The following is a 7,215-nucleotide window of genomic DNA, read 5'->3' as shown; positions in this document are numbered from 1 at the left end:
GCGCCTTTCACCACCACCTAAATTAACTCGCTTTGGCTCATTAGATTTAGATGGAGCACTTGGCGCTATTGGGTAGAAGAAGGGATAGAAACACTTGGTTATACTTTAATTTTAATTTCAGCTATTGAGCTTGTACTTTTGTGTCGTAAACAGCTTAATAAACAGCATCACCATGTTGGCAATGGAGTAACTGACTAACCCAACTTAATTTTTTTGAGGTTAAGTTTGCTAATTGGTTTCATAAATCAATATACTAAGCTTGTTTGCAATTACTCGTATTTTGGAATTTATGATCAAAGATATACTACTACACCCAGTTCTTATCTCAGTGGTGGTGCTCACTATCGCATTTAGTTTAAAAGTACTTGTTGATAAGTTGGCGCGATATAGAGCAGAAAAAAAAGAAAAAGATACTCGCTACATTGCACACAATATTAAGCACTTTATTAACTTTACTATGGTTTTGTTACTGCTGTTTATATGGTCGACTGAGATTCAAAACTTTGCACTGTCTATAGCCGCTTTTGCCGTTGCTATTGTGCTTGCCACTAGAGAGTTTATTCAATGTGTAATTGGCTTTTTTTACTTAGTAACAACCCGCCCATTTAGAATTGGCGACTGGGTACAAGTTGGTGAATATTATGGCGAAGTAGCAGAGACCAACTGGATTAAAACCACCTTACATGAAATTGATATGCGAACTTATCAATTCTCTAGAAAAACAATATTTATTCCTAATAACAAATTAATTACCAGCCCAATAAAAAACTTAAACTTTGTTAAACGCTTTGCTACTCATCATTTTAATATTGTGCGTAAAGACAGCTTTAATCCGTACCCTATTTACGAAACTCTTCGCAATAAAGCCAAGCATTACTGCGAAGAGTTTGAAGAAGTGGCGAGCCGGTATAACTCTATTATCGAAAGAAAATTAGATGCAAAAATTTCAGGCCCAGAACCCGAAATTCACTTTGGTACTACTGAGTTAGGAGAATTTAGAGCAAGCTTCACCCTATTTTGCCCAACCGATAAAGCACTTGAAATAGAACATAAGTTAACTGAATGCTTTATGGAGCTGTGGTATAGCGAAGCAACTAAAAATAATATTAAGGGTTAAAGGTCTACTACTAAATTAATAGAAGTCGAACTTATTAAAGTGACTTTTTATCGAGGAAAACCCAGAGTTCAGAGCGAAGCTATGTCGCTGGGTAGCTCACTTAGGCGAAAGAGAAGAAATATGACTATCACTCTACTGCCTACTAATAAGGCTGCAGTAGAGTAATTATTCACGCTTATAAAATAAAAGTAGCCACCTTATCACTCAAATCAGCAGCGCGATCTTTAAGTACTTTTGCTTGGCTTAAATGGGTCAAAGCCGACTCAGTGATCTCATCAGTAACATCTTTTATAGCAACCGTATTTTGCGTTATTTCATTTGTTACTTGTGTTTGTTCTTCGGCTGCTATGGCTATTTGTCCTGCCATATCAGAAATTATATTAACCGCTTGAGTAATTTCTTCGAGGGCTTTCGCTGCAGCATTAACGTCATCAACACTATTATTAGCTAACCTTTTACTACTATCCATTAAACTAACAGCCTGCTTAGTCGTGTTTTGTAAAGTTTCGATAGTAGTATAAATTTCAGCAGTAGACTCTTGAGTGCGGCGAGATAGAACGCGTACTTCATCGGCAACAACGGCAAAGCCGCGACCGTGCTCACCGGCACGAGCAGCTTCAATAGCCGCATTGAGTGCTAATAAAATTTTAAGTAAATATCGTGAAACAAACAAAAAAACCCCGCATTTTATATGCGGGGCTTTTTTTTGTTAGCTAAATGGTTAGGTTTACACCATTGCAGCTTGTAGCTTTTTCATCGCTGTTTTTTCTAACTGGCGAACACGCTCAGCCGATACACTGTATTTTTCAGCAAGTTCTTGTAGCGTTGCTTTATCGTCGGTTAACCAACGTGCGCTTACAATGTCTTGCGAGCGTTCATCTAGCGTTTTAAGAGCGCTAAACAAACGAGTATGTGATTGTTCTTGCCATTGTTGCTGCTCAATATCGTCAGCTAAGTCAGCAGTGCCATCAGTTAAATACTGTACTGGTGAATAGGTGCTACTTGGTGCGCTGTCGTCGTCATCACCTGTAAGGTCAAAGCCCATGTCTTGGCCGCTCATGCGCGATTCCATTTCACGTACTTCTTTTTCACTCACACCTAGCTCGCTAGCTACTGTGCTAACTTCTGCTTGGTTAAACCAGCCTAAACGTTTTTTATTTTTACGAAGGTTAAAAAACAATTTACGTTGCGCTTTAGTGGTAGCAACTTTTACGATGCGCCAGTTTTTAAGTACAAACTCATGAATTTCTGCTTTAATCCAATGCACTGCAAACGATACTAAACGCACACCCACTTCTGGGTTGAAACGCTTTACCGCTTTCATCAGGCCAATATTACCTTCTTGGATTAAATCTGCTTGTGGCAAGCCATAACCCGAGTAGCCTTTTGCAATATGCGCTACAAAGCGTAAGTGCGACATAATGAGTTGCTTTGCAGCACTAAGATCACCTTCTTCCTGAAGACGTGTTGCCAGCTCTTGTTCTTGCTCTACTTTAAGCATAGGAATAGTGCTTACCGCTTGAAGGTAACCGTCCATGCTTGCGCTTTGCTGTCCAACTGTAAGTGCCATTGCGTATAAATCTTTACTCATTTTTCACCTCGGTGATAAACATTTGAAACCATCTTAGCACTCTTTACCTAAGAGTGCTAACCCCAATTTAAAACTTTTCTTAAGTATAAATCAAGTGGTTTATTGTATTTTTTAAGTCTACGCTAAGCGACTGAATAAGTGATGAATTAAGCCTGCTATAGCTTTAAAGCACTTTTATAAAAACTGCTTTAAAAAGAATAATATAAAAATGTGACCATTTTATGTCAGACCTTATCTGGCTCAATTTCTTTTATATAACGATTAACCGATAAGTACGAACCAATAAACCCTAAGCTAGTAGCAAGCAGTACCAGCGAGCCAAATTCTTTTAAGGTTAAGCCAATTAAAGAAAAACTAGTTTGGTAAACGCTTGCCACACTGCTAACCGCAGTTGATAGCCACCACATCATTAGCGCCACACATATAAATGCAAATAATCCGCCTATAACGCCATACCATATTCCGGTCCATAAAAAGGGGGCGTGAATAAAAGTATTAGTAGCGCCTACCAGCTTCATTACTTGTATTTCTTCTTTCTTATCCATAATAGATAAACGAATAGTGTTACCTATTATTAGCGTTACCGAGGTAAGCAGTAGCAGCGCAATAGTAATAACACTTTCTTTTAATAAGCTTAGCAATGCATTTAGACGCTCTAGCCAAGCAATGTCGAGCTTGCCAAAATCAACTTCTCGCTCACTTTCAAGCTTAGTTAAAAGTACTTTTGCGGCATTAGGTTGTCTGTGTCGCGACGTTGGTATAACGAGCACAACATCGGGTAACGGATTGCTATTTAAGTAGCTTAACGCCTGACCAAATCCAGATACTTGCTTAAACTCTTGTAGAGCTTGCTGCTTGGAAATAAAGGTCACGCTTTCTACTTCTGGGTAGAGTGCTAAGCGCTTTACTAAGGTTTGGGTTTCTTGCTCGTTCATGCTTTCTTTTACGAACAAAGAAATTTCGCTGGCCTCTTCAAAGCCACTGCTTACCTGTTGCACATTTTTAACCACTAAGTATAAGCTAGCTGGCAAGGTTAAGCTCAAACCCAGTACTGCAATAGTCATTAACGACGCTAGAGGTGTGCGCCACATCTCACCTAAGCTATGTACGCCTTGGCGAAAAATATTAATAATAAAAAAGTAACCGCCAGCAAATACTGATTTTTTTTGTTTATCGTTACTATTTTGACGACTTTTAAAAAGTAAACTCATAATGCGCCCTCGGCTAACGGATCTTGAATCATACGACCATCTTTTAGGGTTAAGCTGCGATACTTCATCCGGGCCACTAATCCTAGATCGTGGGTAGCAATAAGTACGGTTGTTCCATGGTTATTAAACTCTTCAAAAAGACGTAATATTTCCATTGAAAGCTCAGGATCTAGGTTACCCGTAGGTTCATCTGCTAATAATATTGGCGGGGAGTTAACAATTGCGCGGGCAATACCCACACGCTGCTGCTCGCCACCAGAGAGCATAGATGGGTGGCATTTAATTTTATCAATCAAACCTACCTTATCAAGCGCGCCATGCACACGCTTTGCAATTTGCTTATGGTGTGTGCCTTCAATGATCAAGGGCAGTGCTACGTTATCAAATATAGAGTAGCGCTCTAATAAGCGGTGGTTTTGAAATATAATGCCGATGTCGCGACGGGCATAAGGAATTTGCCGTGAGTTTACCTTGTTTAAATCTATACCGTTAATAAACACACTTCCAGCAGAAGGGCGTTCCATTAGGCTAATTAGTTTTAACAGCGTACTTTTACCCGCGCCACTGTGGCCGGTTAAAAACGCGAGTTCACCAGGCTTAATATGAAAGTTAACTTTTTCAAGAGCACGATGCCCGCCTGGATAGGTTTTACTTACTTGCTGAAAATTTATCATTTTTTATTATGCCAACACTATTAAGTATCAATAAAGCTGGTATTCCTCGCAATTAAAAAGGGAGCAAGCTCCCTCTTTTGGTAAATAAAAGTTCCACCTTTTAAAGGTGTGTTATAAACCACACCTACAGAACCGGAAAATCAAAGTACAAACATGACCATTTGGGTGAAGCTTTCACTTTATGAGCGTCGCGCTGATCACTTTTCAACGCTTGTACTAATAGCTTGCTAAGCTTTAAGCGTCGTCTTCATCTTGGCTAAATAGCGCATCAATAAAGTCATCGCTTTTAAAGGCGCGTAAATCATCAATACTTTCACCCACACCAATATAACGAATTGGAATGTTAAACTTATCTGCTACCGCAAAAATAACACCGCCTTTTGCCGTGCCATCTAGTTTTGAAAGAGTAATACCGGTTAAACCAACGCATTGATTAAACAAGTTTACCTGGCTAATTGCATTTTGCCCTGTGCCCGCATCAATAGTTAACATTACTTCGTGCGGCGCGTCAGGATCAATTTTTTTCATTACTCGCGCTATTTTTTCAAGCTCTTGCATTAAGTTGTCTTTATTTTGCAAGCGCCCTGCTGTATCTGCGATTAATACGTCAACGTTACGCGCTTTTGCCGCTTGAAAAGCATCAAAAATAACAGACGCACTGTCAGCACCAGTATGCTGTGCAATAACAGGAATACTATTACGTTCGCCCCATACTTGTAGTTGCTCAACCGCTGCGGCTCTAAATGTATCACCCGCAGCAAGCATGACCGACTTGCCTTCGCTTTGAAATTGCTTAGCCAATTTACCAATGGTCGTCGTTTTACCTACACCGTTAACACCTACCATTAATATAACAAATGGTTTTTTATCGGCTGGAATAACCAACGGCTGCTCTGCAGTTTTAAGCATTACGGCCATTTCTTGTTTCATTAGCTCATAAAGTGCGTCACCGTCTTTTAATTGCTTACGGTTTGCCGCATCAGTTAGGCGGTCTATTAACTTCATGGTGGTATCAACGCCTAAATCGGCGGTGAGTAATTGCGTTTCTAGCTCTTCAAATAAATCATCGTCTATTTTTTTACCGCTAAATATGGAAGCAAAACCAGAACCAATATTAACGCGAGTTTTTAATAAACCTTTTTTAAGGCGAGAGAAAAAACCTTCTTTTTTAGGTTTCTCTACTTTTTGAGCTGCTTCGCTTGCAAGTTCATCTGCAATACGCTGCTGCTCTAAGCGCTCAGCTTCAGCTTGCTCTGCTGCAATACGCTGCTGTTCTAACCGCTCAGCTTCTGCTCGCTCTGCTGCAATACGTGCTTGTTCTAAACGCTCTGCCTCTGCTTGTTCAGCTGCAATACGCTGTTGTTCTAATCGCTCAGCTTCTGCTTGCTCTGCTGCAATTCGTGCTTGTTCTAAACGCTCAGCTTCTGCTTGCTCTGCTGCAATACGTACTTGCTCTAAACGTTCAGCTTCTGCTTGCTCTGCTGCAATTCGTGCTTGCTCTAAACGCTCAGCTTCAGCTTCAGCTTCAGCTTGCTCTGCTGCAATGCGTGCTTGCTCTAAACGCTCAGCTTCTGCTTGCTCTGCTGCAATACGTGTTTGCTCTAAACGCTCAGCTTCTGCTTGCTCTGCTGCAATAAGTGTTTGCTCTAAACGCTCAGCTTCAGCCTTTTCCACTGCTGCTTTTTCTTGATCAAGGCGTATCTGCGCTTCTTGCTCTGCTAAACGCTGCTGTTGCTCTAGCTGTAATGCATGAGCATCGGCTTGCTGTTTTGCGAGTAACTCTGCATTGGCTTGTTCAATCGCTAGCTTTTCAGCTTGCTCTCTCTGTGCTTGCTCGGCTGCAAGTTTTTGCTGTTCTAAACGCTCAGCTTCAGCTTGTTCAGTTGCAATACGTGTTTGCTCTAAACGCTCAGCGTCAGCCTTTTCCGCTGCTGCTTTTTCTTGTTCAAGGCGTATCTGCACTTCTTGCTCTGCTAAACGCTGCTGTTGCTCTAACTGTAATGCATGAGCATCTGCTTGCTGTTTTACGATTAACTCAGCATTGGCTTTTTCAATCGCTAGCTTTTCAGCTTGCTCTCTCTGTGCTTGCTCGGCTGCAAGTTTTTGCTGCTCTAATCGCTCAGCTTCAGCTTGCTCTGCTACAATACGTGCTTGCTCTAAACGCTCAGCCTCTGCTTGTTCTGCTGCTGCTTTTTCTTGCTCAAGGCGCATCTGCGCTTCTTGCTCTGCTAAACGCTGCTGTTGCTCTAGCTTTAATGCATGAGCATCGGCTTGCTGTTTTGCGAGTAACTCAGCATTGGCTTTTTCAATCGCTAGCTTTTCGGCTTGCTCTTTTTGGACTTGCTCCGCTGCTATTTTTTCTGCAGCCTCTTGCTCCGCTTTTTCAGCGACCAGTCGCTGTTGCTCTAAATGCTCTGCTTTAGCTTTTTCTGCTGCTAAGCGCGCTTGCTGTTGGTTATCGGCCTCTTGGGCACTTTGTTCCGCTTGTTGTTTTTTATCTGACTTACCAAAACCTAACCAAGACAGTAATTTACTTTTTTTTGCCATACTTGCTAATAACCACTTATAAAAATCTGATAAACTAACGATAATAATAGTATGTGCGTTAACTGCTATTTTAAA

The 7,215-nt window shown here is 40.9% G+C and carries 5 protein-coding genes and 1 pseudogene; 1 reads left to right on the top strand and 5 read right to left on the bottom strand.

Translation table 11 applies throughout. From position 1 onward, the window contains the following. The first annotated feature begins 289 nt into the window (after window positions 1-289). Entirely contained in the window at window positions 290-1,117 is an 828-nt protein-coding gene (locus HC000_RS14245; protein WP_089367659.1) for a mechanosensitive ion channel family protein, read from the top strand. A gap of 175 nt (window positions 1,118-1,292) precedes the next feature. On the opposite strand, the pseudogene HC000_RS14240 reads toward HC000_RS14245, so the two are convergent. From HC000_RS14240 to ftsY, 5 genes and pseudogenes are all read right to left on the bottom strand, one after another. After that, window positions 1,293-1,760: pseudogene (locus HC000_RS14240) on the bottom strand (methyl-accepting chemotaxis protein); the annotation flags it as partial. Window positions 1,761-1,844: 84 nt separating this feature from the next. Continuing rightward, window positions 1,845-2,708 (bottom strand): RNA polymerase sigma factor RpoH, encoded by an 864-nt coding sequence (rpoH, locus tag HC000_RS14235; RefSeq protein ID WP_011327068.1) that lies wholly within the window; start codon window positions 2,706-2,708, stop codon window positions 1,845-1,847. A 224-nt stretch (window positions 2,709-2,932) separates the two neighbouring features. Beyond that, window positions 2,933-3,919 (bottom strand): permease-like cell division protein FtsX, encoded by a 987-nt coding sequence (gene ftsX / locus HC000_RS14230; RefSeq protein ID WP_011327067.1) that lies wholly within the window; start codon window positions 3,917-3,919, stop codon window positions 2,933-2,935. After that, window positions 3,916-4,593, bottom strand: coding sequence for a cell division ATP-binding protein FtsE (gene ftsE / locus HC000_RS14225; protein ID WP_179807993.1), 678 nt, complete (start codon window positions 4,591-4,593; stop codon window positions 3,916-3,918). The genes ftsX and ftsE overlap by 4 nt, the downstream gene beginning before the upstream one ends. A gap of 234 nt (window positions 4,594-4,827) precedes the next feature. Next, on the bottom strand, window positions 4,828-7,140 hold the full coding sequence (gene ftsY, locus HC000_RS14220) for a signal recognition particle-docking protein FtsY (RefSeq protein ID WP_179807992.1): 2,313 nt from the start codon (window positions 7,138-7,140) through the stop codon (window positions 4,828-4,830). Window positions 7,141-7,215: the final 75 nt, after the last annotated feature.

This window comes from Pseudoalteromonas sp. MIP2626, assembly GCF_013414205.1.
GTDB classification, from domain to species: Bacteria; Pseudomonadota; Gammaproteobacteria; order Enterobacterales; family Alteromonadaceae; genus Pseudoalteromonas; species Pseudoalteromonas nigrifaciens.
Note: the sequence above shows the minus strand (reverse complement) of the source record. Positions and strands in the feature narration are given on the sequence as shown.